Origin of the sequence: Oceanobacillus sp. FSL K6-0251, from assembly GCF_038004725.1 — a bacterium.
Lineage (GTDB): Bacteria > Bacillota > Bacilli > Bacillales > Amphibacillaceae > Oceanobacillus > Oceanobacillus oncorhynchi.
On record NZ_JBBORS010000001.1, the window covers coordinates 2,243,501 to 2,267,180 of the forward strand.

General features: G+C 38.1%; 31 protein-coding genes and 1 pseudogene. 22 read left to right on the forward strand and 10 right to left on the reverse strand.

The features are described from left to right. The first annotated feature begins 7 nt into the window (after positions 1-7). From MKY45_RS11280 to erm, 14 genes are all read left to right on the forward strand, one after another. Positions 8-1,162, forward strand: coding sequence for a serine hydrolase (locus tag MKY45_RS11280; RefSeq protein WP_341172932.1), 1,155 nt, complete (start codon positions 8-10; stop codon positions 1,160-1,162). A 112-nt stretch (positions 1,163-1,274) separates the two neighbouring features. Further along, positions 1,275-1,718 (forward strand): GNAT family N-acetyltransferase, encoded by a 444-nt coding sequence (locus MKY45_RS11285; RefSeq protein ID WP_212929558.1) that lies wholly within the window; start codon positions 1,275-1,277, stop codon positions 1,716-1,718. A gap of 79 nt (positions 1,719-1,797) precedes the next feature. Continuing rightward, positions 1,798-2,091, forward strand: a complete 294-nt coding sequence (locus MKY45_RS11290; RefSeq protein ID WP_042533850.1) for an RNA polymerase alpha subunit C-terminal domain-containing protein — start codon at positions 1,798-1,800, stop codon at positions 2,089-2,091. 214 nt (positions 2,092-2,305) lie between these two features. Further along, positions 2,306-2,659 carry a lmo0954 family membrane protein gene (locus MKY45_RS11295; protein ID WP_212929559.1) on the forward strand — a complete coding sequence of 118 codons (354 nt, stop codon included), beginning with the start codon at positions 2,306-2,308 and terminating at the stop codon, positions 2,657-2,659. Positions 2,660-2,689: 30 nt separating this feature from the next. Beyond that, complete coding sequence (locus MKY45_RS11300; RefSeq protein WP_042533854.1) at positions 2,690-3,325, forward strand: PspA/IM30 family protein; 636 nt, start codon at positions 2,690-2,692, stop codon at positions 3,323-3,325. Positions 3,326-3,430: 105 nt separating this feature from the next. Continuing rightward, a complete protein-coding gene (gene liaF, locus MKY45_RS11305) occupies positions 3,431-4,165 on the forward strand; it encodes a cell wall-active antibiotics response protein LiaF (protein ID WP_042533856.1) in 735 nt (244 codons plus the stop codon). Then, a complete protein-coding gene (locus MKY45_RS11310; protein WP_193062078.1) occupies positions 4,162-5,214 on the forward strand; it encodes a sensor histidine kinase in 1,053 nt (350 codons plus the stop codon). Before liaF ends, MKY45_RS11310 begins: the two co-directional genes overlap by 4 nt. Next, positions 5,207-5,839, forward strand: coding sequence for a response regulator transcription factor (locus MKY45_RS11315; RefSeq protein WP_042533859.1), 633 nt, complete (start codon positions 5,207-5,209; stop codon positions 5,837-5,839). The genes MKY45_RS11310 and MKY45_RS11315 overlap by 8 nt, the downstream gene beginning before the upstream one ends. Before the next feature lie 44 nt (positions 5,840-5,883). Then, positions 5,884-6,654, forward strand: a complete 771-nt coding sequence (locus MKY45_RS11320) for an NUDIX domain-containing protein (RefSeq protein WP_052485056.1) — start codon at positions 5,884-5,886, stop codon at positions 6,652-6,654. A 257-nt stretch (positions 6,655-6,911) separates the two neighbouring features. Continuing rightward, positions 6,912-7,094, forward strand: a complete 183-nt coding sequence (locus tag MKY45_RS11325) for a hypothetical protein (RefSeq protein ID WP_341172933.1) — start codon at positions 6,912-6,914, stop codon at positions 7,092-7,094. Next, complete coding sequence (locus MKY45_RS11330; RefSeq protein ID WP_212929565.1) at positions 7,095-7,535, forward strand: DJ-1/PfpI family protein; 441 nt, start codon at positions 7,095-7,097, stop codon at positions 7,533-7,535. Between the two features lie 73 nt (positions 7,536-7,608). Next, positions 7,609-7,866, forward strand: a complete 258-nt coding sequence (locus MKY45_RS11335; RefSeq protein ID WP_212929561.1) for a serine hydrolase — start codon at positions 7,609-7,611, stop codon at positions 7,864-7,866. A gap of 20 nt (positions 7,867-7,886) precedes the next feature. After that, complete coding sequence (locus tag MKY45_RS11340; RefSeq protein WP_042533863.1) at positions 7,887-8,180, forward strand: sensor histidine kinase; 294 nt, start codon at positions 7,887-7,889, stop codon at positions 8,178-8,180. Between the two features lie 260 nt (positions 8,181-8,440). Next, a complete protein-coding gene (gene erm, locus MKY45_RS11345) occupies positions 8,441-9,178 on the forward strand; it encodes a 23S ribosomal RNA methyltransferase Erm (protein WP_193062079.1) in 738 nt (245 codons plus the stop codon). A gap of 89 nt (positions 9,179-9,267) precedes the next feature. Here erm and MKY45_RS11350 read toward each other — a convergent pair whose 3' ends face one another. From MKY45_RS11350 to MKY45_RS11370, 5 genes are read right to left on the reverse strand one after another with little or no spacing between them, the layout of a single operon-like run. After that, entirely contained in the window at positions 9,268-10,290 is a 1,023-nt protein-coding gene (locus MKY45_RS11350) for a HAMP domain-containing sensor histidine kinase (RefSeq protein WP_256706231.1), read from the reverse strand. After that, positions 10,287-10,976 carry a response regulator transcription factor gene (locus MKY45_RS11355; protein ID WP_042533868.1) on the reverse strand — a complete coding sequence of 230 codons (690 nt, stop codon included), beginning with the start codon at positions 10,974-10,976 and terminating at the stop codon, positions 10,287-10,289. The genes MKY45_RS11350 and MKY45_RS11355 overlap by 4 nt, the downstream gene beginning before the upstream one ends. Positions 10,977-10,985: 9 nt before the next feature. Further along, a complete protein-coding gene (locus MKY45_RS11360; protein WP_042533870.1) occupies positions 10,986-11,696 on the reverse strand; it encodes a hypothetical protein in 711 nt (236 codons plus the stop codon). 14 nt (positions 11,697-11,710) lie between these two features. Further along, the gene (locus tag MKY45_RS11365; protein WP_042533871.1) at positions 11,711-12,490 is read right to left on the reverse strand and encodes an ABC transporter permease subunit; all 780 of its coding nucleotides are present in this window, start codon (positions 12,488-12,490) and stop codon (positions 11,711-11,713) included. Beyond that, entirely contained in the window at positions 12,490-13,239 is a 750-nt protein-coding gene (locus MKY45_RS11370; RefSeq protein ID WP_042533873.1) for an ABC transporter ATP-binding protein, read from the reverse strand. The genes MKY45_RS11365 and MKY45_RS11370 overlap by 1 nt, the downstream gene beginning before the upstream one ends. A gap of 401 nt (positions 13,240-13,640) precedes the next feature. On the opposite strand from MKY45_RS11370, the gene MKY45_RS11375 reads away from it, so the two are divergent. Then, entirely contained in the window at positions 13,641-14,507 is an 867-nt protein-coding gene (locus tag MKY45_RS11375; protein ID WP_193062081.1) for an alpha/beta fold hydrolase, read from the forward strand. A gap of 140 nt (positions 14,508-14,647) precedes the next feature. Here the strand turns inward: MKY45_RS11375 and MKY45_RS11380 are convergent, their stop codons facing one another. Beyond that, positions 14,648-16,414 carry a DUF2207 domain-containing protein gene (locus tag MKY45_RS11380; RefSeq protein WP_341172934.1) on the reverse strand — a complete coding sequence of 589 codons (1,767 nt, stop codon included), beginning with the start codon at positions 16,412-16,414 and terminating at the stop codon, positions 14,648-14,650. Between the two features lie 505 nt (positions 16,415-16,919). Here MKY45_RS11380 and MKY45_RS11385 point away from each other — a divergent pair. Then, the gene (locus MKY45_RS11385) at positions 16,920-17,210 is read left to right on the forward strand and encodes a CD3324 family protein (protein WP_193062083.1); all 291 of its coding nucleotides are present in this window, start codon (positions 16,920-16,922) and stop codon (positions 17,208-17,210) included. A gap of 162 nt (positions 17,211-17,372) precedes the next feature. Here the strand turns inward: MKY45_RS11385 and MKY45_RS11390 are convergent, their stop codons facing one another. After that, positions 17,373-17,900, reverse strand: coding sequence for a topology modulation protein (locus MKY45_RS11390; RefSeq protein WP_193062084.1), 528 nt, complete (start codon positions 17,898-17,900; stop codon positions 17,373-17,375). A 386-nt stretch (positions 17,901-18,286) separates the two neighbouring features. Here MKY45_RS11390 and MKY45_RS11395 point away from each other — a divergent pair, with 386 nt between their 5' ends. From MKY45_RS11395 to MKY45_RS11405, 3 genes are all read left to right on the forward strand, one after another. Continuing rightward, positions 18,287-19,345 (forward strand): Rpn family recombination-promoting nuclease/putative transposase, encoded by a 1,059-nt coding sequence (locus tag MKY45_RS11395; RefSeq protein ID WP_042533882.1) that lies wholly within the window; start codon positions 18,287-18,289, stop codon positions 19,343-19,345. A gap of 278 nt (positions 19,346-19,623) precedes the next feature. Next, on the forward strand, positions 19,624-20,166 hold the full coding sequence (locus MKY45_RS11400; protein ID WP_042533884.1) for a PadR family transcriptional regulator: 543 nt from the start codon (positions 19,624-19,626) through the stop codon (positions 20,164-20,166). A gap of 291 nt (positions 20,167-20,457) precedes the next feature. Continuing rightward, positions 20,458-21,639 (forward strand): MFS transporter, encoded by a 1,182-nt coding sequence (locus MKY45_RS11405; RefSeq protein WP_341172935.1) that lies wholly within the window; start codon positions 20,458-20,460, stop codon positions 21,637-21,639. A 129-nt stretch (positions 21,640-21,768) separates the two neighbouring features. Here the strand turns inward: MKY45_RS11405 and MKY45_RS11410 are convergent, their stop codons facing one another. The 3 genes and pseudogenes from MKY45_RS11410 to MKY45_RS11415 form a co-directional block, all read right to left on the reverse strand. After that, the gene (locus MKY45_RS11410) at positions 21,769-21,897 is read right to left on the reverse strand and encodes a hypothetical protein (RefSeq protein WP_264299281.1); all 129 of its coding nucleotides are present in this window, start codon (positions 21,895-21,897) and stop codon (positions 21,769-21,771) included. 15 nt (positions 21,898-21,912) lie between these two features. Further along, positions 21,913-22,026, reverse strand: a pseudogene (locus MKY45_RS23310) (aldo/keto reductase); the annotation flags it as partial. Further along, the gene (locus MKY45_RS11415; protein WP_226894672.1) at positions 21,971-22,303 is read right to left on the reverse strand and encodes an aldo/keto reductase; all 333 of its coding nucleotides are present in this window, start codon (positions 22,301-22,303) and stop codon (positions 21,971-21,973) included. The pseudogene MKY45_RS23310 and the gene MKY45_RS11415, both read right to left, overlap by 56 nt. Positions 22,304-22,397: 94 nt before the next feature. Here MKY45_RS11415 and MKY45_RS11420 point away from each other — a divergent pair, with 94 nt between their 5' ends. The 3 genes from MKY45_RS11420 to MKY45_RS11430 all read left to right on the forward strand — a co-directional run bounded on the left by MKY45_RS11420 (position 22,398) and on the right by MKY45_RS11430 (position 23,673). Continuing rightward, complete coding sequence (locus MKY45_RS11420) at positions 22,398-22,655, forward strand: MerR family transcriptional regulator (protein WP_226894673.1); 258 nt, start codon at positions 22,398-22,400, stop codon at positions 22,653-22,655. Continuing rightward, positions 22,652-22,873, forward strand: a complete 222-nt coding sequence (locus MKY45_RS11425; RefSeq protein ID WP_246528961.1) for a hypothetical protein — start codon at positions 22,652-22,654, stop codon at positions 22,871-22,873. The genes MKY45_RS11420 and MKY45_RS11425 overlap by 4 nt, the downstream gene beginning before the upstream one ends. 167 nt (positions 22,874-23,040) lie before the next feature. After that, a complete protein-coding gene (locus tag MKY45_RS11430) occupies positions 23,041-23,673 on the forward strand; it encodes a TetR/AcrR family transcriptional regulator (protein ID WP_042533890.1) in 633 nt (210 codons plus the stop codon). The last annotated feature ends 7 nt before the right edge of the window (positions 23,674-23,680 follow it).

Genomic DNA, 23,680 nt, shown 5'->3' on the forward strand with positions numbered 1-23,680 from the left:
GGATTTCATGAAGAAATTTTATCCTTTATTGTTTGTAGGTCTTCTGGTTTTCCTCGGAGCTTGTTCCAATGATAAGGAAGAAGAGCGGGAAGCCGGTTCAACTGATATGGAACAAGAGGAAGCTTTGGAAAAAAACAAAGAAAATCTGGATCCCGCAACTGGACTTTTGATGGAATTTATCGAGGAAAACCAAGACTCGGACCGGGTTGCTTTTCTAGCCACCTGGAATGATGAGGCCTTAGCAGAGATCAATACAGATTTAGCTATGCCGCTTGCCAGTGTTGTTAAAATAATCATTGCGATTGAATTTGCCAGCCAGGCGGAAGAAGGGGATATCGATCCTGCTGAAATGGAAGCGATGGAGGAAGTAGATAAATACTATTTTCCGAATACAGATGGCGGAGCACATGATGCCTGGAAAAGTACATTGGAAGACGAGGAAGGCGACGTTTCCCTGGAACAAATTGCACGAGGTATGATGGATTTCAGTTCCAATGCCAATACCGATTATTTAATTGAAAGATTAGGGTTAGAAGAAGTAAACAATCGGATAGAAGAACTCAATTTGAACAATCACGAGCCTATCTATCCGTTAACAGCAAGTATTATCATTTCCAAAAAAGTAATAGAGGATAAGGGGATTGAAGAAGGTCAATTAGAGGAAGCATTACGTGATTTGGATGATGATGCCTACCGGCAAATAGCGGTTGACCTTTTTGAAGAATGGCAGGAGAATCCATTAGACGAAGCGGAAAAAGAGGAAGCCGCTGCCCCGCTTAATGATATGTCGATACAAAAGGTTTGGTCCGACCGGCTGACGCATGCTACTGCGGAAGATTATCATCAAATCATGAAGATGTTAAATAATAAAGAACATTATTCGGAAGCTTTTTATGAGGAATTGGATGCTATTTTCAGCTTAGAATTAAAGAATGACTCCATTATACGTACAGCGCAAAAAGGCGGAAGCACTGCTTTTGTTTTGAATCAGACCGTTTACGCAGAAGATGAGGACGGAAACCGGTTTGAGATGATTTTATTTACAAATGATCTCAATCTGTCAGAACTGGAGGTTGCAGCAATGCAGGTGCAGGCATTGACGGATAAATTAGTAACGGAGGAAGATTTTCGTGAGGAGGTAAGAGAAGCGTTAGCTGAATAACAATAATGATACTATCCCCCTGATGATGGAATTATACATCGTGTCAGGGGGATTTCATATATACTGGAACTATCTTATAATAAGAATAAATAATGAAAAGCGGTGCATATGGATGTCTCTTTATATCAAAAAAGTAAATAAGGAAAATTGGCGAGAAATTGCTGGGTTAGAAGCAGCTGAAAATCAAAAAGCATTCATCGAGCCTGTGTCCTTTTGTTTAGCAGAGAGTTTTATTGAACAATTGACCACATCGCTTGGGCTCTATGCTGGTGAGAAACCCGCCGGCTATGCTATGGTCGGATTTTATTCTGACGAAAAAAGAAGTATCTGGTTTGACAGGTTTATGATTGATTACCGCTATCAGGGACAGGGCTATGCCAATCAGTTCATCCCATTAATTGAAGCGTACATCCATGAGCATTATGATGTGGAAATCATACGTTTAAGCTTTGTGCCGGGAAATAGCCAAGCAGAACGATTATATAAAAAGCACGGATTCGCCCGGACAGGAGCGTATGATCCGGAGGGAGAAATAATCATGGAGAAGCGCCTTTAGATAACCATAATTATATTATGTAAACTAATGGGTTAGAATGTTATTCTTTAAAATGTAAAATAAGAAATGAGGAAATCAGATGACTAGTCAAAAACAAAGAAAAGTATGTAAGAATGGACATGTTTTCTTTAAAAGTTCAGATTGTGAAAGCTGTCCGACTTGTGACAAAGAAAATAAACCAAAGAGCGGCTTTCTAGCAACGCTTTCTGCTCCGGCAGGAAAAGCACTTATCCATGAAGGTATCTCAACAGAAGAACAGCTGGCAGCTCATACCAAGAAAGAAATACTAGCCCTGCATGGCATTGGTCCAGCATCGATGCCGGCTCTGACAAAGGCGCTGGAGAACAAAGGACTTACATTTAAAACAGAATAGGCAGAATAGAAATGGAATGGTATCTCAGTCAGAAGAGGTATCATTCCATTTTTGCATTTTAGCAGCTGTTGCTTGTTGGCTTGTAACTGTGCTGCTTAGGAGGTTTAGAAGGAGATAGACCTTAAGGCTTAGACAAAGATATTGCTCAGGCTCATTACGAGAAAACAAAATCCCCGGTAAGATAAAGATACAATAACAAGAGGAGGAAAACGGAATGAAAAAATTCATGTTGTTTATTGGAGGGCTTGTTGCATTACTGATACTGCTCGCAAATCTTGGCCCGATGGTATTACTTGCATTAAGTGTATGGCTGTTCTATATATGCTTTAAAAAGTTTATCAGCACAGATTCCACCGCTGCTAAAGTAGGATGGGTAATCCTGGGATTGATAGTTGTAAGCATCACATTCTCTAACATTTATGCAGTTTTAGGTGTTGCCGCAGCTTATGCACTTTACCTTATCTATAAGAATTGGAACACACCGGAAGGCTCTGTTGTCCACGAAATAAAGGAAGAGGATGACCCATTTACAAATTTTGAAAAACAGTGGGCAGAGTTAAATAAATAAAATGAATAACATTCAAAGGAGAGATTGATGATGTCAACAAATATTTTTACACGAATGAAGGAATCTATTTCTGCAGATTTACACACGATGATGGACAAAAAGGAACAAAAAAATCCGATTGCAGCACTAAACCATTATTTACGCCAAAGTGAACAGGAAAAAGAAAAAGTAAGAAAGCTGATTGACCGTCAGTATAAATTGAAGGAAGAATTTGCTCGTGAATATATGAAAGCACAAGATCTTGCAGATAAGCGCTTAAAACAAGCACAAATTGCCGAACGTGCGCAGGAAGAGGAAATGCATGAATTTGCTTTAAAAGAGCATGAAGAATATCAAAATCGTGCTGATCGCATGAAAGCGTCCAGAGAAGAGGCAATCACGCAGCTGGAAAATTTGGAGCAGAAATACGAAGAAATGAAGCATCGTCTGAAGGATATGCATCTGCGCCGTATGGAGCTGATGGGCCGGGAAAATATAGCCAAAGCAAATCACCAAATCAATCGTGTCGTGGATGAGTCACCAGAAAAGCCTTTCTCCAAGTTTGAAGAAATGGAGCAATATATCGAAAACCTGGAGTACAGAGTAAACAGTGCCTACTATCAAAGCACGTTCGATAATAAAATTGCTGCGATTGAAAAGAGACTGGACGAAAAAGAAATAAACTAGAATTGATAGCTGGAAAATGAAAAATCATGGTATACTTATACAGGTGCAGGCTGTTCTTGCGCCTGTATATTTTACATATGAAATCAAGGAAAGGAGAATGGAAGGATGTTCAAGCAGATTCCCACAAGAAACCTAAATTGGATATGGATTACCGTCGCCATTCTTCTTGTTTTTGAAATTGTCTTCTTCCATGGAGGAGCCCTGATATCGGCATTAATTTCCGGTTTCTTTGTTTACTTCAGCTGGAAAAGGCTGCATTCCCTTGGGTGGAAGATTGTATTTGCAATTGCTGCAATATCCTTCGTTCTAAATGTTTTTAATTTACTTGCGGTACGGTTTTTAATTGTCGTTGCTATTGCCATTATTATTTTAAATTATATCAAATCAACGAAAGAACCCAGCAAGGAGAAGCCGGAGCTGCCTAATAAATCGAGTTTGACAGAGGAAGAACCCCTTGTGCAGGTGGATCGTTTATTTGATGAACGATTTTTTGATGATTTTCGGACGGAGGAAACGGCTTATCAATGGAAGGACGTCAATATGCATGGGATATATGGAGACCGTGTGATTGATTTAAGTAATACGGTCCTTCCTTATGATACAGCGGTCATCTCCATCCGGCATCTCGCAGGGAATATTGAGATTTATGTGCCTTATGAAGTAGAAGTCAGTATTCATCATAGTTCCATCTTTGGTAGAGCATCTATTTTTGGAGTGTATCACGGGCGGCTAATGAACAAATCACTTCACTATGAAACAAAAAATTATAATACGGCACATCAAAGAGTGAAGATTGTAACCTCTTTATTTTCCGGGGACATTGAGGTGAAGCGCGTATGAATACAATTATCCGTTTTGTTCTCTTGTCTATCGCCTGCAGCTTTGTTTTGGCTATTGCCGCGATTGTTACAACCTTTGTTACATTTACCGTAGATGAATCAGCGGGGTGGAGCGCGCTATGGGAAGGGAAAATTGGTGATGTTTCCTTTCTTTTGACTGTGCTGGCTTTTGTGATTACATTTGGTTCTATTGTTGGGGCTATTATTGGTTATTATTGGAAAGGTAATTTGAAAAAAATTGAAAAAATGCTTACGGGCATTATCAAGGGAGAAAGGTATCCTGATACAGAGGATGTGCCTAAAGAGCTGGAGTCTATTACGGAACGGATGAATCAAGTCCAAGAAAAACTGCGGATACAAACCGAACATGTACAAAAGATTGCAACGGAAAGAGCAACTGAACGGGAACAAAGCCTGCAGGAAGTAGTGGAACAGGAAAGAAACCGCTTAGCCCGGGAACTGCATGATTCCGTGAGTCAGCAGCTTTTTGCAGCTTCAATGCTGATGTCGGCAATCAATGAGGCAGGACCGCCGGAGGATCCGGCATTAAATAAACAGTTAAATATGGTGGAAAATATGATTCACCAATCGCAGCTGGAAATGCGTGCGCTTCTTTTACATCTGCGTCCAGTTGCATTAAAGGGCAAGTCATTGCAGGAAGGGGTAGAAGGGCTCTTAAAGGAATTAACCCAAAAAGTACCTCTAGAAATCGATGCAAAAATAGAAGCATTCCAGGTTGATAAAGGGGTAGAAGATCAGCTGTTCCGCATCTTTCAGGAATCTATCTCCAATACATTGCGTCATGCGAAAGCGGAAAACCTGCAAGTTTTATTACTGGAACGTGATGAAAACATTATTATGCGTGTTGTGGACGACGGGGTTGGATTTCAGACAGAAGCTGTCAAAACAAGCTCTTACGGAATGCAGAACATGCATGAACGTGCTTATGAAGTTGGCGGCACATTAAAAATTATCAGTCTCCCAAATGAAGGTACACGTTTGGAAGTAAAGGTGCCTATTTTAAGAAAGGAGGATACAACGAATGATTAACGTTTTATTTGTCGATGATCATGAAATGGTACGAATCGGCGTATCTGCATATCTTTCTTCACAGCCGGATATTGAGGTAGTTGCAGAAGCAGATGACGGCTCCCGCGCAATTGAACTGGCATTAGAGCTCCGCCCGGATATTATCTTAATGGACCTTGTGATGAAGGAAATGGACGGAATCGAAGCAACGAAGAAAATAATTGAATCCTGGCCTGAGGCGAAGATTATAATCGTTACCAGCTTTTTAGATGACGAGAAAGTGTATCCTGCATTGGAAGCGGGAGCTACAAGCTATATGTTGAAAACATCGAAAGCCAGTGAAATTGCCAAAGCGATTCGTGCCACCTACGAAGGGCAGTCTATTCTGGAGCCGGAAGTCACCGGGAAAATTATGAACCGTATGCGCACAAAGCAGGAGACAGTTTTACATGAGCAATTAACAGAGCGGGAAAAGGAAATTCTATTGCTAATGACAAAAGGAAAAGCAAACCAGGAAATTGCCGATGAATTATTTATTGCTTTAAAAACGGTAAAGGTTCATGTCAGCAATATCTTAGGAAAGTTAGAGGTGCAAGATCGGACTCAGGCTGTGATTTATGCATTTCAGAATAAGCTGGTGGAATAATTTGCGTACTGAGAGTAGGGCGTAATGAAGGTAAAGGGGATATTATGATAAAACAAGAAACAACGGACGCTTTTATAAAAGAGAATGAGGATGCTTTATTTCAAGATAGTGATGAAAGTTCTCTAAGAGAAAAAAGTATGGAAGAAATATTAATTGCACGATCGCAATATCCTGTTGAATCGAAGGAATGGGAACGTTTAAATAAGATAAAATCAGACGTTTTACAAAAGAATAAACCGAGTACAAAAGAAAAAATTTTATATTTCAAAGAAACGGATTTAGAAAGAATTCCATTAGGATTCAGCAAAGCAAAGCATTTGCCTCTCATGGATTATAGAATTGCAGAACGCAGTTTACTAGAGTACCATCCAAGTCAACGCCATCCAATTCCCTATGTTATTGTCCGGTATAACGGGGAATATTTCTTTATTTTGCGGGGAGCAAATGTCGGAGAAAGCAGATTAGCTGGAAGAAAAGGGCTATTAGGAGGGCACGTTGGAGAAAAAGATGCAGTGCCTGGAAATATTCAGCTTTCTATTGAGAATGGGCTTTGGCGCGAATTGGAAGAAGAAGCGGGAATAAAAGCAGAAATGGTTAAAAAGCTGGAAATGAAAGGTATTATCAAATCGAATGATGGTGTGGATAGTGACCATCTGGGGATTGTTTATGAAATCGTGTTAAATCATAAAGATATTCAGTCAGAGGAAGAGGAGCTTACAGGGCTATGGATGACAAAAACCGAACTGAAACAACATTTCGATACGCTGGAGTCATGGTCAAAAATAGTTGTTTCCAATCTTATTATTTGCAATTAGATCTGCTTTTTTAATAGTTATTTAACCATAAATGAAAGGATATATGCTTTTTATAAAAGTATATCCTTTTTTAGCTGCGATATAGATTTGCTGTCTGAATATTAGATGTATAGCTGATGTATTAATCAGAAACCTAAAGAATTATGTTTCAGAATAGAGTCTTAATAAAAATGGAGGGAAATATGAAAGTAATCATTTACGTGTAAGATGGCATAACCATGCTTGATGCCATAGGTCCTTATGAGGTTTTAAGGAATATGGACAATACAGAAGTATATTTTGTTGCGGAAAAAAGGGGAGAAATAAAAGCAGATTCAGGTTTTGTTGATATTAATGTGAAATATAGTATCGGCGAAATGAAAAGTGCGGATATTTTAGTAATACCAGGTTCAACAATTGGATTTATGAAAGAGATGAAAAATAATCGAGTGTTGAAATAGATAAAGGAAGTAGACAAAACCACAAGCTGGACGACGTCTGTTTGTACAGGATCCATGCTGTTGGCTGCAGCTGGGTTGCTCGCTGGGTTAAAAGCAACCTCTCGTTGGAAGCCAATCAATCTACTAAGTGAGTATGGAGCTGTTCCTGTTAGAGAACGAATCGTGGAGCAAGAAAAATATATTACTGCTGCGGGTGTGTCGGCAGGGATAGATATGGCTTTGTATTTATCGGAGAAAATAGCTGGAGAAGAGGAAACCAAAGCGATTCAATTAGCAATTGAATATGAACCGCAACCGATATTTAATGCTGGTAATTATTCTAATGCGGAAGAAAAGATTAAAAACATAGCTGGGGCGAAATTAACGAAAGACGCAAAAAAAGGGATTGGATTACTAGGCATGATAAAACATTCCAAAAGTATCCTTAAAATGATGAAATAAATGCGAAATACAACTCATGTAATGTAAACTCTAGTATAAAGGTATTAAAATTACTAGGTTAGGAGGAGATAATTTGGAGCTGAAAAACATGGACCTGGAAGAACGGATGAAATTTTATCATGTTCCTAGCTTGAATATAACAGTGCTTGAAAACGGTCAAATCAACAGAACGGAAAATAAAGGCCAGCTGGAAGGTGGAGGAAACAGAAAAGTGGATGATGATTCGGTATTTAATGCTTGTTCTATCAGCAAGTTCTTAACAGGATTCCTTGCTGTAAAACTGGCAGAGGAAGGAATGCTTCATTTGGATGAGGATGTAAATGAGCGATAAGCAATCTGATTCAAAACAGTATGAACCATAATGAGGATGGCTGTACCATTTATCTGTCTATTGCTATAAGAGAAAGTAAATGTATTATTTCGGTTGAGGATAATGGTAAGGGTACAACAGAGGAACAAATTCAACATTTAAACAATACACCGCACTATATGCTTGAGAGCAATCGTTCTGGTGAGCTTAGGCATGGGTTAGGGCTCTTGATTGTGAAACAGATTATTTCTTCCCATGGGGGAGAGACAGTGATTAAACAGAGCAGGTATGGCGGTTTGGAGGTACGGATAATATTGCCGACAGCTGAATGTTAGAGATAGACTATTTTTCGTTGCCAGCTTTTGTTATAATCAATCTGTAAAATTATATTTGGAGGTAATTGCCATGGGAATTACATCTATTGCGGTTGTAGATAAGCGTCTGTTCTTCTAAAAAATTGATAGAGGAGGGCAGGCATGGGGATTTGCAGCATTGCTGTTGTTAAAAACGTTCATTATAAACCAAGAAAAATACAAAATGGTTATAATGAACAGTAAATAAAGTTTGTTATAACCAATGGGATAGAGGGGTTATAATGAACAGAATAAATCCAAAAGACAGTCAAAATTTTATTACGTCGAAAAAGCATATTCATGAGATATTATCTCGAACAAATATTAATAAACAGGATACCGTTATTGAAATTGGTTCAGGGAGAGGTCATTTCACAAGAGAGCTTGTGAAGATATGTGATTTTATTACTGCTGTTGAAATAGATCCTAAATTTGTATCTATGACGCAAAAGTCTATCAATCGTTCTGAAAATGTCCAGGTTGTCCATGCAAATATATTAAATTATAGGTTTCCAAAAGGAAATCAGCCGTATAAAATTTACGGAAATATTCCTTACAATATAAGTACAAAAATAATAAAAAAGATTGTATTTGAAAGTGCTGCCGAGTTCTGCTTTCTGATTGTGGAAGAAGGGTTTGCGAAGCGGCTGACAGATTATCGAAGGGCTTTAGGATTATTCATATTTCCTGAGGTTGATATAAAGGTTTTAAGAAGAATTCCTAGAGATTATTTTCATCCCAAACCCAAAGTTGATTCTGTTTTTATTCAACTTACAAGAAAAGAATCTGAAATTCAATCCAGGGACAAAGATTTGTATCAACATTTTGTATATAAATGGGTAAATAAAGAATATCAAAAGCTATTTACAAAAAATCAGTTTAACAAGGCCTTGAAGCATGCTCAAATAACAAATTTAGATTGTTTAACAGGCGAGCAGGTGTTATCCATGTTTTATAGTTATAAATTATTCTTGAATTAAATAAAAAGGAATAAAGAAGGAAAAGCATTCAGAAGAAAATCTTTTGAATGCTTTTCTCTATATCACAAAAGGAATAATTATTAATCAAATTAAACCCTTCCAATCGGAAATGCTATGTCAAAATGGATTTGATCTCCTTCCAACGCTGCCGTTATCCCCCCATCCATTGCTTGAATCAGCGTATCTGTTATATAAAGACCTAACCCAAGATGCCCCTCAGCATTGTGCCCTTCTTCCGTATAAAACCGTTCAAAAATGCGATCGATATCCGTTTTATTTAGACGGGCTCCATCATTTACTATGTGTATTTTAAAATAGGCAGCGTCAACACTAATTTTAATCAATAGAAAATCTCTCATATGTCGATAGGCATTATTTAGAATATTTTGCAGCGCCCGGTCCAATTGATAAACATCGATACTGATACTGGAATCATCCTTACTGTCAATATGATTTTCTAATTGGGCATGTCTATCCATTGTCTGGCATTCTACAAGAATATTATCCAGCCAGTCCACGGCCCATTCATAGCAGTTAATCGGTTGTGTTTCCAAATGAACAGTTTCGGGCGTTTCATAGCTTAAGTTTAATTGATTGGAAAGGTCACTTAATACATGTATCTTTTTTTGAATGACCTGTAAATATCGCTGTTCTTCCTCCGGGCTCTCCGCAATATTATCCTGTAATGCTTCAATATAAGCAGAAATCGAAGCGATTGGTGTTTTTAAATCATGGGAAATACTGTCTATAAAATGTTTACGCTCCTTTTCAAAGGTTTGCTGCTGCTGCTCTTGCAGATGTAATGTGTTTCTCATCTGATCAAAAGCAGTGATAAAGCGTCCAAATTCATCGTCTTTTTTGTAGGAGATTCGATGTGATAAATTGCCTTGAGATATTTTTTGAGCTTCCGCAGCCAAAATGGAGAGAGGAGCGATCATTCGTTTTCTCACATAGGCAATCATCCAAACAGAGAATAGAAAAAAGGGCAGGGTCGTTATCAGGATAATAATGAAAATAATATTTGACTGCACCATCATAAAAGCAATCAGCAGCGGAAAACAGGCTGTAACGATACACATCCAAATAAGTTCTTTTACAATACGCTGCTTCATTGTATTTCACCGTCGAAACGGTAGCCTATTCCGCGTAAAGTAGTGATGTATCTGCTGTTCCCCAGCTTTTCTCTGATTTTTTGTACATGAATGGTAACGGTGTTGATATCTCCATATTCATGTATTCCCCAAACATTGTCATAGAGCTGTTCTTTACGGAAAGCCTGATTGGGAGACTGTGCTAAGAATACCAGCAAATCAAATTCTTTCATGGTCAGATTAACAATCGCTCCATCCTTTGTTACATTTCTCGAAGACCGGTCAATCATGACATCATCAAATGCGATGATGTTACTTGAAACAGGGGAGGATGCAGTATAATCATAGCGCCTGAATAATGCCTCTACCCGTGCAACAAGTTCTTTAATCGAAAATGGTTTCGTAATGTAATCATCTGCCCCGATTTTTAAACCAAGCACCCGGTCTACCTCTGCTTCCTTTGCACTGATAATAATAACTGGTAATACAGAGAAGGCTCTTATCTGCTTTAATATTTCCAGTCCATCCATTTCAGGCAGCATTAAATCTAATAGAATCATATCCGGTCGATATTGTTTTATGGTGCTTAGAGCCTTATCCCCTTGTCTGCAAATTACTGCATCATAATTTTCCCGGGATAAATAATTCTCTATCATTTTTGCTAAATCAGTATCATCTTCAACAATAAGTATTTTTTTCTGATTCATCGGTACCTCCTAAATGAAAAGGTCTTGTTTACGGAATATCTTTATTGTACCAATAAATAATAAAAGGGTGAATATGACATAGCTGCCAATCGAAATGAATGCCGTTAACAAGCTTTCTGAAATAAGATCGTCTAAGCTGACTACATACATCGTTGGAAAATGTGCTGAAATAGCTGGATCAAAACCTTCTACTAATATTTGCAGGAGTACAAGTCCTAGTCCCGTGCCAATAGTGACTGTTTCTTTTCCAGAAAGGGTAATGACAAAAGACAATAGAGCTGAAAATAGGAAAAGAGAAAGAAAAGCTCCCAAGAAAAGATAGAAGATGTTGAAGTAATTTAATTCCATTCCTGCTGCAGCCGAACCGATTACTATCCAACTTGTTATAACATGTGTCAATAAAATAAATACGCCTAATATTGTTGCAGTCATTATTTTTGATAAATAGTAATCGCTGCGGTTGGATGATTTCGGAATAATATTTTTAAATGTTTGCGAATGATAATCTGTTGAAAGCAAATCGGCTATCAAATAAGCACAGAGTAACCAAAAGAATTGTCTAAAGTTTTCAAATGAATGGATTAAAATATCTTCTTCTATCTTTACATTAACAGCAGTGTAAATAGTTAATCCTGCTGTCAATAAAATGGTAAGTAATATCAATAACCGATATTTCCGATTATAGATGATATAAAATACATCGTGCTTTAATTGTTGCATCCTATACGTCCCCCTTATACATACAGATCTTGCTTTTTAAATAGATAATATCCAGCTGTTCCAATCACCAATAGATAAGCGATAAGTACACCAAAGCTAGTGACACTATAGGAAAAGGACTTTTCAAATAGATTAATGTGGAAAAATAATAAGTGTTCATAAATCGCATATTGTTTTACTTGATCATAAATAATGATATATTGTCCGACGAGTGTAGATATTCCCATCAGCATTGCTAACGTAGAAATCCGCTGAATAAACTGTGAAAGCAATAACGCGATTAATCCAAAAATGAAATAAGCAAAACCAAAAGCTAATCCGGCTAAAAGCGTAACACCTACACCGTGCCATCCGCTTGTAACCACGGAGTAAAAAACAAACGTATCTCCCCATCCAAAGAAAGAAATACCAACCACATAACCAATAAAAAGCATGATGGATGTTAAAAGAAGCGAAAATAAAAGGATGGATAAAATTCTTGAAAGATAATATTGAAATCTGGAAACAGAACGTAATAAAACAAATTTGATGGTACCATTATTTCGTTCCTGTATGAGAACTTCTCCTACATAAATCGCTATAAAAACAGCTGTAAATGTTAAACTGGATTGAAGCATTTCCACAGGGAATGATTGGCCATACCCAGCAACTACGGTAGAATCCGCACCATAAACATGAAAAAGGATGCCTGTTAAAACATACATTGCCGTAAAAATAAGGGTATAGACAAGCAGCATTTTGGAAGTCAGCGTACGTTTGAACTCGAATGAGGTCAGTGTCCATATATTCTTCATTACGTTAACTTCTCCTTTATACATGCAAAAAATAAATCTTCTAAATTAGTGACCTGATAGACTCCTGACAATTCGGAGATATCTCCTTCTTCGACGATTTTCCCACCTTGAATAAATGCTGCTTTATGACATAAATCCTCCATTTCCCGCAGCATATGGCTGGAAATCAGAAATGTAATCTTCTCTTTTTCTGCCAAATGCTTAATTAATGTTTTCATTTCCCGAAGGCCCATTGGATCAACGCCATTCGTTGGCTCATCCAGTATTATTAAGCTGGGATAGCACAATAAGGCATTAGCAATTCCCAGACGCTGCTTCATTCCTAAAGAAAATGTTTTCACCTTGTTATCCATAGCTTCTTTTAAATCAACAATGGATAAAACTTCATTGATTCTTGTTTTTGGCACGTTGACGGCAGCTAATTTAGCACTCAGGTTTAAATTCTGTTTAGCAGTGAGATGAAGATAAAAAGCAGGGTTTTCGATAATACTTCCTACTCTGGAAAGGGCTAAAACAGAATCATTCTTTATGGAATGCCCGTCGATAAATATGTCGCCAGAATCAGGGAATATCAAACGGGTAATCATTCGTAATGTTGTTGTTTTACCAGCACCGTTTGGCCCGAGAAATCCGTAGATATCTCCTTTTTGAATCGAAAAATGAATATGATCGATTACGGTTTGCCCGCTAATTTTTTTGCTTAGATTTTTAATTTCTAAAATAGGTTTCTCATTATTTTCTTGTACCATGTACTCAGCTCCTTTTCGGTAATTTAAAGAATAGCAAAGCAAAATAAGCTGCGCATATAGTTAACATAAAGTTTTGATAAAGTATGATTTCACTGGGGGATGGGGAGTGTTCTTGTGATAGCGGTAATTTATCGTAGTGTAACTGACTGGGAGTGGGACAGCGATTACTTGTCCCATCAAAAAAGTCGCTAGTTTGTCTTATTGCTATCTACATGTATCAAATATAATTTTCACCTCGAATGGAATTTTTATTTAAAAAACAATTAGAATTCTGCCTGGTTTCATTTGTTTCTGTTATGATTGGTTGTAATAAAACAGCTTTAAAATATATCTAACGGACAGTTTATTTGTGTAAAGAATGAATTTGTCTATCTAATACGTGAAAGGGTGTGGCGGGATTAATGGAAAGAGTACTCGGTACTTATTTTGTAAATGGTCAAACAATCGAATATTCAATTACTGGAAAGGAGGGTACACCGATTCTCGTAATGCATGGCGGGCACTCTAACTGCTATGAGGAATTTGGGTATAAGCCGCTGGTTAAGAGCGGGTTCATGCTAATTACACCATCAAGAGCAGGATATGGAATGACGTCAAAAGAAATTGGAGAAAATTTATCCAAAGCCAGTGATTATTATGTAAAGTTATTAGATTACTTGAAAATTGACAAAGTACATCTGCTTGCTATCTCAGCTGGCGGTCCGAGCGGTCTTTATTTTGCAACTCGCTATCCTGAGAGAGTTAAAACATTAACTTTACAAAGCGCTGTTACTAAAGAATGGCTGACACCAGAAGATAAAATATATAAGGCAGCACAGATTTTATTTCGTCCTGCTATGGAAAAAGTAACATGGAAATTGGTTTCCAATATGAGTAATATTTTTCCGGAATTTATGTTTAAGCAGATGATACCTACCTTTAGTAATCTTTCATATAAAGAAATAAAAAACAGCGTGTTGGACAAAGATATCGATGAAATCCAAAGAATGAGCAAACGCCAACGATCGGGCTATGGATTTTTAATAGATTTATCTCAAACAAAGGAAATTACCTCTAAAAACCTGCAGGCTATTTCCTGTCCAACGCTTATCATGCATAGTGAATATGACAGCTCTGTTCCATTAGAGCATGCTTATTATGCGGATCAACAAATACGAGATTCTGAATTATGTATACTTGATACGTGGGGGCACTTAATATGGCTTGGACGTGAATCTGATAAAGTAAATGAAAGGCTTGTGAAATTTCTTAATAAATTCACTTTATAAAATTCAGACGAGGAGGATAAAGAAAATGCAAAATAGAAGGGAAGGAGCTATAAGAAGAAAAGCTCAAACAGTAAATTGAGCTTTTTTTCTTATAGTGATAGAAACATATATTTCAAATTTAAAGGAGCTTGAGAACGTGGTTAGCGGGCACCGCCGCCTCCGCCTCCGCCTGCTCCAGCGCCGCCCCCGACGCCGGTGGCACCACCGCTGCCGCCTGCCGCAGTAGCAGCTGAAGTGCTGGAATGAAATCCGCCGCTGGCTAACCCGGTGGTCCAGCTTGCACGGGTGTAGTAAGTTCCATACCAGAATTGTAGGTATACCTGGTCCTCTTCGTATCTATCTTCAGGGACTAAATCCTCTAGTTTTTTAGACACTTTATCGCTTTTACCTAGTAAAGCACTCCATAGCATCATATCTTTCAAGGAAAGTGGCTTGGAAGCATTTGAAAATTGATTGATATCTGATTCCTTCAAATAATTATCAAACTGAATTAAACGATCCGCTAGTTGTTCTCCCTCTTTACTTGATACCGTAATAGATTGTAAAAATCCAAACACCTTTATTTCTTCAAAAGAGAACAATCCTTGCTGCTCCAGATAGGCTTCGGAATAGTCTTTGAGATAATCGGCAACAGTGCTGACTTCCTTCGCATGCTCTTTACCCCATTTCTGGATGGCATTATCTGTGACGACGCCATTCCTGTCTGCAGCATCCAAGAGCATGGTCCACAACGCCATTTCATACGTTCCCTCATAGGATTCATCTTCTATTTGGTTCGTAAGCTCACTAAAGGTTAACGGATGTTTATTACGTTCATTTTCCATATCGTTGATGGTAAGGGTCGTTCGATATTTTTTTCCAAACACCTTGCTTTCTTCTTCTGCTTCCATCGATATGTTCTCATTCACAGACCATTTCAGCAGATAAGCTTGGAAGATATCTTCAAAATATCCAAGGTTCATCTGCGTTAAAAGGGCGCTTAAACCTGCATAGTCTTCTCCATCGAAAGGCACGGCTGCATACGTTTTTCCTTTATTTTCCGCTATCCGTTTATGGATAGGCTTCATCGCGCCGGCTTCTTTTTTTACTTGATTTGTTTTACGGACAAAGAAGAAGGTTCCAATACCGATTAATAAAGAAAAACCAACGGCTGCGCTAACGATGATAACAATTAGCGTAGAATTGTCACTTGAATTATAAGTTGACCCATCCATTGCTTCTTCTTGCTGCTCAGATAAGGTCATGTCTACTGTTCGTTCAGCTTGGAAGAAATCAGCCGGAAATTGTGTTAAAACAATTACATCTCCATCGGCTTCACCATTTGACTCCCATACAATACGATCGCCTTCCAGCTGTATATCTCCATCAAAACCAAATCCCCAGAAATTAACGTTCTCCTGTGTAAATGGTTGAAATCCAGAGATTTCAACTGTCAAATTTTGCGCAGGAATATCGGAGAAGGTATCGAAGTTCCAGAGCATAGCCTGACCATCCTCTAAATTACGTACAAGATCAGATAATGTATAGGTTACTGTATACGTATTTTCTCCGTATTCCCCAATTCCCCAAACTAATTCAACTCCATCATCTGTAGATACTGTTCCATATTTTCCTGCCTTTTCTTCCCGTGAATCATCAGAGTCCCAATCGGGCTCTTTTGTAAACCCTTCAACTGAAAAATCCAGTATCTCTGACTCGTCAAGGTTGACCATATTGATGAAAAGCTCGGTACCTTCATCCATATTCATTTGACGATGTTCTGTCACAACTCCTGAACCATCCTCCTGCAATTCTACTTCAATATGTAAATCGCTCATTTCATTTTCAGCAAATGCTGTGAGTGTAAGTACCATGTTCATTGAGGTTGCCATCGTCAAGGCAGCAACTATCTTCATCCATTTATTCATTTGTGTCCATCGCTCCCTCTATTCATTATAATGCAGTCTTTGTGAATGATTTTATTATGTTTACCCAATTTAAAGCACTGCTAATCAGAAATTTATCTTTACTTATAGTGTAGCAGATAATAACTTTAAATGGGATATACGTGGGGCGGCGGAGTGTTTAAATCAGAGAATGACGAATCGGAGAAAGAGGTAAAAAATAATTATAATCGTTTTCCCCCTTGTTCAGAAGGGGCAATATATGAGTTAATAAGGGTGTCGGACCGATAGAATATCGGAAAGGAGGCTGATTGAAATTGATCACAAAACATGAGGTGATTTCCGCATAGCGGAATCATAAAAGACGGGGCCGCATTTATGTTGCGGTCTCCTTTTCTTTCCTAAACTAATGTATACTAAAAGTGAAAAGGCTTACGTAAAATAAAATCAAATGAAAGGAGTTTTTAATGATGAATAAAAAATTAATGCATGTCCGGACCATACATCTTGATAGAAAGGATGTTCCAGCTTGTCATATAAAAATGGAAAAGAGGTGCTTCCACCTCATTTGTTGAAGGAGCTTCAGAAATATATTCAAGGAGAGCTTGTTTATATTCCAAAGCAAACCAACCGGCGGGCGGGATGGGGAGAAGCGAATGGATCACGTCTTGCCCTGGCTGAGAGAAATGAAGAGATTTACCGATTATATGAAGAAGGCTATTCATTTGAGGAATTGGAGCAAATCTATAATCTGTCGATGGATAGTATTCGTAAAATCATCTATAAAACACGTGAGCACCAAAATGACGTAAAACAATAATCAGGCGTGTTTACATCTATAGGGATTGAGACCAATCCCCTTTAATTAAAAGAGTGGCGTTCGCTAACGTCTTAGTGAGCCACTCTTTATTACTGTATAAAAATCCCCGCCCCCGAATGAAGATTCGTTTCAAAAATATTCATATCGATACGTATATTCCTGCTAAGGAAGGCTTTTAATTTTTTTCATGAATTCTTTGAGCTCTTGCCCAGAATGAATATGAATGAAATGAAGCTGCTCCTGGTATTTAATCTTTAATGACTTTATCTGAGAATCATTTTCTTTCTTATAATTCCAAACAAAACGCAGGAAAGAAAAATCCAGCCTATCTGGATTCCCATGCGGATTTTTCTTTCTTTTGTTTTTTACATAGCGCTTGAGTATACGATAGCAACAGATGCTGCGGGGGAAATCTAACCAAATAACCATATCTGCACATTCCATTCGCAAGGCTAACGTTCTGGCATAATTCCCGTCCATAATCCATTCCTTTTTTTGAATTTCTTCTTTTAGTTTAGCATCAAAAGTTGCTTGAGGGGCGGTGGTATTATCGTCGATCCATTGAATGCTGTCTAAATGTACCAAGGGGATATTTCTTATTTGAGCAATTTGAGCGGATAATGTCGATTTACCTGCGCCAGGACAGCCAATGACCATGATTCGATTGGCAATGGACTTATTTTCTTCCATTTTCTTTCCCTCCAGTCTTTTCAATAAGCAATATCATCACAAGAACATCACTGGTTTAAAAATGTATACTAATATTTGATGCTGTTGAGCTGCCTACAATAGAAAAGGGGGTAAGCACAACCTTCTCTTTATTAAAATATATCATTGCTTATTCCATCGTAGCACGTTTGATCTAAAAGACAGCCCCCATTTTCAGTTGTCCAAAAAAACATTAAAAATCCAAAATGAATGTCATTTGATGATTGAAAAACGAAAAACATTGCATACAAATCCCCATTTCGCAGGCAGTTTTTGCAGGAGAAATTCTATTTTACCGTTTTGCCTTCCACATACAAAACCGCTATGATGAAAACAAATTTATTATTACTTGGAGATGTGATAAAATAATGCTAAACACAGTCAAAGAAAATACAAACAGTTATCGCGTAAATCATCCCGATTATGATGGGCTTTGGAAGAATTTGATTGAAGAACTTTTTCAAGAATTTATGGCCTTTTTTGCACCGGATTTGTATCCGGAAATTGATTTTGAGCAGGGAGTGGACTTCAAAAACCTGGAGCTTTTTCAGCTTGTGATGAAATCCAAAAAAGGGACCAAGTATTCAGATAAAATTGTTAAAGTGCAGTTGAAAAATGGAGAGGAAAAATATATCTTCATTCATATCGAAGTGCAGGCGGTCGGGAAAAAAGAATTTGCAGAACGCATGTTTAAATATTTTTACCGGATTTACGACAAAACGAAAACAATTCACCAGATTTATTCCATCGCTCTATTGACGGATGCCAGTCAGAAAGATCATCAAGATACATTCTATTACTCTTTTTATGGTACCGAATTAACCTATGCCTATAACACCTACCGATTTCACGGGAAAGATACGGAAGAACTGAAAAAATCGGATAATCCATTTGCTTTAGCCGTGCTTGCAGGAATATATATCAGCAATAACAAAGGAAGAGAAGCTGAAGATCATGAAAAAAGGTTTTGCTACAAGCAACAGCTTATCAGCCTGGCATTTGAAAAATATTCGCACCACACAAATTACCTCGTCGCATTATTGTATTTCATTGATTATATGATGCTGATTCCATCGGAACTGCAGGAACAACTGTATGAAACGTTGCCCATTGCACAAAATGAAAAGGAGGAGAAAAAAATCATGGGTTTGGAAAAGTTAAGAGACACGCCGACATTTGGAAGACTGTACAGAGAAATCGAGGAAAAAGCAACCAGAAAAGGGTTGGAACGAGGTATAGAACAGGGTATAGAACAGGGTATAGAGCAAGGAATTGAACAAGGCATCGAAAAAGGCATTGAAGATACGGAAAGAAAGTTTGTTAAAAAACTTCTAGATAGGAATTATTCAGAGAAAGAAATATCTGAATTAACTGGTTTGGAACTTAAAGAAGTAAGGAAGCTTCAGGAATCGCTTGAAAATGAATAAAAACAAATGTGAAAAAGAATCTGTATCTGTTAATTAGTTCACATTAGCAGGTATAGGTTCTTTTCATTTTGTGAAAATAGCTGGTGAAGACGTTGCATTTAAGTATAAATGGTGTTGATGGATATTTTCAGCTTTAAAATAGGCGGATAGAAAGCAGAAAAGAGAGTAATCTTACATGCTAGAGAAAGATTCGATTTTATCCATTTGTATCGTAAGCATTTGACATTCTAATATATTCATCATATAATACTTAACGTTAAGTAAAGGGTGTGACATTAATGACAAGATTGCTTGTGCTCTGCATGTTAGACGCAAAACCGATGGCCGGCTATGATATTCAACAGGCACTGCGGATGACAGATGCAGAAAGATGGGGCGGTGTATTAATTGGCTCGATTTATCATGCGCTTAAAAAATTGGAAAAGGATGGGTATATTGCGATTGATAAGGTGGAACAAACTGGTCACCGTCAAAAATTTACCTATCGAATCACCGTAGAAGGAAAAGAACACCTTAAAGATTTGATTCGTGAGGCGTTAACCAGCTCATCCGTTCAATATCCTTCTTCTTTATATGCAGGTATTTCTTTTTTTGATAAGCTGCCTGCAGAGGAAGCACGTCAAGCTTTGAAAGAGCAGCAAGTTCTTTTGGAGGAAGAATATCAAAGTGTGCAGGATGGCTGGAAGGAAAAAGAGGCAGCATTGGACGGTAATATTCCTCCCATGGTGCAGATGGTTTTTGATAATATGTTTGCTATTATCAGCCAGCAACAGGATTTTGTACGGAAAGCATTGGCTTATTTAGAACAAAGCAATAACTAATTCTCTCTCTGTTACAGGAGAGAGAAAAAAATACCTGTATAGTCAACGTTGACTATACAAAGTTGATTGAGACGATATTCATTATTTAAGAATGGGTAGCGGCAGTAACATAACAACAGCAATGTCTTACTGCAGTTATCGGTGGAGGCGGAGTGTTAATGAGGCGGTAAAAACGGATTCTTCTTTTTGCTCTTGAGGATGAAACGCAGAAGGGAGGAAATTTATCTATTGCAAAAGGGAATATGCAGTTGATGAAAACAACAAAGCTATCTACAGAAAGTAGGAAAGAAAATGAATCAAAAACGAAATTTAAAAAAAGCTCAAAAGAGCGCCTTATTTGTCGTCACGCTGGCCATATTCACCGATATGCTGCTGTATGGAATGATTGTTCCTATACTGCCAGATTATGCTGATTCTTTAAGCATATCGCAAACTGCGATCGGTATTTTATTCGGCAGTTATGCAGCAGCTCTATTAATCGCTACTCCCGTTTTTGGAGTAATCTCCGATAAAGTTGGACGACGTGGTCCGATGCTTTGGGGAATTTTAGGGCTTACGCTTGCAACCCTGTTATTTGCATTTGCAAATACGTTTTGGCTCTTGCTTATTTGCCGCATTTTACAAGGAATTGCAGCAGCAGCCACCTGGACAGCAGGGCTTGCGCTTCTAGCCGATTTCTACCCATCTAAAGAACGGGGGAAAGTCATGGGAATCGCGCTGTCGGGTCAAGCAATGGGGACCCTTCTAGGTCCGACATTCGGAGGCTGGCTCTATCAGCTGGGCGGATATATGCTTCCGTTCTTTGCAGCTGCGGGGATTGCCCTTATTGATGGTTTGCTGCGTATATTTCTATTGAAGGAAGAACCTCATCGAAAGGAAGAAGACGCATCAGGAGCATGGCAGTTATTGAAAAACCAAACCTTGCTTTTGGTTGTTGGAGCAGTTGTTATCGGAGCTGCCATTCCAAGCGTGCTGGAGTCGACATTTCCAATGCATCTGCAAAATGTTTTTGATGCATCTCCAGGAATCATCGGTTTATTATTTGGGGTTCCCTCCCTCGCTTATGCGTTTGCAGCACCAATTGTCGGAAGTGTTTCAACAAAGATTGGCCATCCTAAAACAATTACGATTGGATTAGCAATTACTGCAGTATCACTGACGCTTGTTGTTATGCCGACAACGATGTGGCTGCAGGTTGCGGCATTAGGGTTGATTGGCATCAGTATGGGAACAGTTCTTGCGCCGACGCTTCCTGAACTTGCTGATATTGCTGAGCAAAGCCAAACTCAAGCATATGGGGTTACCTTTGCTATTTACAATACGGCTTACTCTGTAGGAATGATGCTAGGCCCGATAAGCAGTGGTGCAGCCTCCGATATTTTCGGATTGCAATTAAGCTATTTTGCAATCGCTGTTATGGTGTTGGTGTATATGCTGTTTTTTGCAATAATGACACAGTTAAAAAGGAAATAATAGAGAAGTTAAAGAAAGTTCTCATTAAAAAATTAGAAGACTTGATAAAAACGAAACTTCATTCAACGGGAATTTTTGCTTTTTTCCTATTGAATGAAGTTCGTTTATCACCTCATAACAGTATATATATTATTCTTTATCTTTCCAATTATTTCCGAAAGATGCCTGCTCTGATTCTACATGTCCTCTGTGTCCATAGATAGTAACCGCTTCAAGAGCATTTTCAATGGATTCAAATTCTTCTTCTGTTAAACGCACATTCCACGCTCCAAGGTTTTCCATTATTCTATCTTGATTTTTGGATCCTGGAATCGGCACTACGTTAGGGTATTTATGAAGCGTCCAGGTGACGGCGAATTGGATTATACAAATCCGCTGCTCCTTCAGCTTCTTCTGCACCCAAGTGAAATTTTGTTGCTAGAATAACCTTGTCTCTAAAAGGTTCGACAGCTTTGCCCAACAATTGTTCATTATGCCCTGGGTAAAACATTTCTTTTCCATAGACTTCTGCTGTGTCGAAAAACGTACAGCCTAAGCCATAAGCTTTCCGAATGGCTTCAATGGCATAGCTCTCATCCGGAACACTGCCATACCCATGGGAAAAACCCATGCATCCCATACCAATAGGAGATACCTCTAGATTTCCAATTTTTCTTGTCTTCATATCGATATTTCCTCCCTCTATTATTTAAAGTATAATTACTATATCAGGTTAGAGTAACACGAAGTCAATGCTTATTTGTAAAGGAGAAATGGTAATGTACACTGTAAAAGAAGCTGCCAGGACTCTGGAAATGAGCGAGCATACCATTCGTTATTACACGGATTGTGGTTTAATTCCATCATTAACTCGAGATAAAAATAAACAGAGATTGTTTAATCAAGAATCAATGAATTGCCTTAAAGGCATAAAAATCTTAAAGGAATGCGGCATGACCATTAAAGAAATAAAGTGCTATGTATCACTGAGTCTTCAAGGAGATTCGACTATAGAGGAGCGTTATCAATATTTTTGAACTTAAAAGAAATAGCGTATTCTCAACTGGAAGAAGCAAAAGATAGAGTAAACTTTCTTGAAAATAAAGTAAAACATTATGAGGATATCGTAAGTGAGAAAATAGCTGATGATACGAATCCAAAAAAAGTGGAGCGAGTCAGAAGAAGAGTAACAACAAATAGAGTGTTAGATAAAGCAGGTTATGTAAGCGGAAGATCAGGTAAGCCAACTCCCTGAATTTCTTAGGTTCATTCAGTGGAAACAAAATTCCTACTGAATAAATTTCGTTCTATATACAAAAGTCAGACCAGAGACCAATAGCGTATTTGAGGTATATTTCTTATAATTTAATTACACCACATTACCGACAGACTGCCGGTCTAAAAATGAAAGGAGGGAGATTAATGAAAAGAGCCAAAAACGCAGAAGAAAGAAAAAATGAAATTTTGGATGTGGCTGAAGCTTTGTTTAATGAGCAGGGCTATGACAGAACAAGCACGAAGGACATTTTGAAGAGCATCGGGATTGCCAGAGGAACGCTGTATCATCATTTTGAAAGCAAAGAAGCGATTATGGATGGAATAATTGACCGTTATAACAAAAAAGTGATTGAAACGGCTCAATCCATTGCCGGGAGGAAAGAAGTGCCGGTTATTGAACGGTTACTTATGGCGATTACTTCTTTAAACGTAAGCAGCACAGTCTCTGAAGAATTGATGACACAGATTCATAAACCGCAAAACGCCCTGATGCATCAGAAAATCCAGAAGGTGTTGATTACAGAAGTCACACCGATTTTTACAAGTATTATTCAAGATGGATTAGAAGAAAATCTGTTTCATACAAACTACCCTTATGAAAGTGTGGAGATGCTGCTTGTCTATGCTTCTACTGTTTTTGATGATGGAACCATTGAATTATCGAAAGAAGCACAATTGCTAAAAATGACAGCTTTTGCTTTTAACGCAGAAAGACTGCTCGGAACAAAACAAGGAGCAATCAGTGAGAAGCTGCTGAAAATCTTGGCAAAAGAATAGAGGAGAG

Excerpts from the sequence above, each read along its gene's own strand:
- MKY45_RS11280 (WP_341172932.1), top strand. The coding sequence starts at position 8 with ATGAAGAAATTTTATCCTTTATTGTTTGTAGGTCTTCTGGTTTTCCTC.
- MKY45_RS11360 (WP_042533870.1), bottom strand. The coding sequence starts at position 11,696 with ATGCAACAATTAAAGCACGATGTATTTTATATCATCTATAATCGGAAA.
- erm (WP_193062079.1), top strand. The coding sequence starts at position 8,441 with ATGAACAGAATAAATCCAAAAGACAGTCAAAATTTTATTACGTCGAAA.
- MKY45_RS11380 (WP_341172934.1), bottom strand. The coding sequence starts at position 16,414 with ATGAATAAATGGATGAAGATAGTTGCTGCCTTGACGATGGCAACCTCA.
- MKY45_RS11405 (WP_341172935.1), top strand. The coding sequence starts at position 20,458 with ATGAATCAAAAACGAAATTTAAAAAAAGCTCAAAAGAGCGCCTTATTT.
- MKY45_RS11355 (WP_042533868.1), bottom strand. The coding sequence starts at position 10,976 with ATGAATCAGAAAAAAATACTTATTGTTGAAGATGATACTGATTTAGCA.
- MKY45_RS11300 (WP_042533854.1), top strand. The coding sequence starts at position 2,690 with ATGTCAACAAATATTTTTACACGAATGAAGGAATCTATTTCTGCAGAT.
- MKY45_RS11350 (WP_256706231.1), bottom strand. The coding sequence starts at position 10,290 with ATGAAGCAGCGTATTGTAAAAGAACTTATTTGGATGTGTATCGTTACA.
- MKY45_RS11310 (WP_193062078.1), top strand. The coding sequence starts at position 4,162 with ATGAATACAATTATCCGTTTTGTTCTCTTGTCTATCGCCTGCAGCTTT.
- MKY45_RS11340 (WP_042533863.1), top strand. The coding sequence starts at position 7,887 with ATGAACCATAATGAGGATGGCTGTACCATTTATCTGTCTATTGCTATA.
- MKY45_RS11415 (WP_226894672.1), bottom strand. The coding sequence starts at position 22,303 with ATGAAGACAAGAAAAATTGGAAATCTAGAGGTATCTCCTATTGGTATG.
- MKY45_RS11290 (WP_042533850.1), top strand. The coding sequence starts at position 1,798 with ATGACTAGTCAAAAACAAAGAAAAGTATGTAAGAATGGACATGTTTTC.
- MKY45_RS11295 (WP_212929559.1), top strand. The coding sequence starts at position 2,306 with ATGAAAAAATTCATGTTGTTTATTGGAGGGCTTGTTGCATTACTGATA.
- liaF (WP_042533856.1), top strand. The coding sequence starts at position 3,431 with ATGTTCAAGCAGATTCCCACAAGAAACCTAAATTGGATATGGATTACC.
- MKY45_RS11395 (WP_042533882.1), top strand. The coding sequence starts at position 18,287 with ATGCTAAACACAGTCAAAGAAAATACAAACAGTTATCGCGTAAATCAT.
- MKY45_RS11285 (WP_212929558.1), top strand. The coding sequence starts at position 1,275 with ATGTCTCTTTATATCAAAAAAGTAAATAAGGAAAATTGGCGAGAAATT.
- MKY45_RS11320 (WP_052485056.1), top strand. The coding sequence starts at position 5,884 with ATGATAAAACAAGAAACAACGGACGCTTTTATAAAAGAGAATGAGGAT.
- MKY45_RS11420 (WP_226894673.1), top strand. The coding sequence starts at position 22,398 with ATGTACACTGTAAAAGAAGCTGCCAGGACTCTGGAAATGAGCGAGCAT.
- MKY45_RS11325 (WP_341172933.1), top strand. The coding sequence starts at position 6,912 with ATGGACAATACAGAAGTATATTTTGTTGCGGAAAAAAGGGGAGAAATA.
- MKY45_RS11315 (WP_042533859.1), top strand. The coding sequence starts at position 5,207 with ATGATTAACGTTTTATTTGTCGATGATCATGAAATGGTACGAATCGGC.
- MKY45_RS11365 (WP_042533871.1), bottom strand. The coding sequence starts at position 12,490 with ATGAAGAATATATGGACACTGACCTCATTCGAGTTCAAACGTACGCTG.
- MKY45_RS11375 (WP_193062081.1), top strand. The coding sequence starts at position 13,641 with ATGGAAAGAGTACTCGGTACTTATTTTGTAAATGGTCAAACAATCGAA.
- MKY45_RS11400 (WP_042533884.1), top strand. The coding sequence starts at position 19,624 with ATGACAAGATTGCTTGTGCTCTGCATGTTAGACGCAAAACCGATGGCC.
- MKY45_RS11390 (WP_193062084.1), bottom strand. The coding sequence starts at position 17,900 with ATGGAAGAAAATAAGTCCATTGCCAATCGAATCATGGTCATTGGCTGT.
- MKY45_RS11430 (WP_042533890.1), top strand. The coding sequence starts at position 23,041 with ATGAAAAGAGCCAAAAACGCAGAAGAAAGAAAAAATGAAATTTTGGAT.
- MKY45_RS11370 (WP_042533873.1), bottom strand. The coding sequence starts at position 13,239 with ATGGTACAAGAAAATAATGAGAAACCTATTTTAGAAATTAAAAATCTA.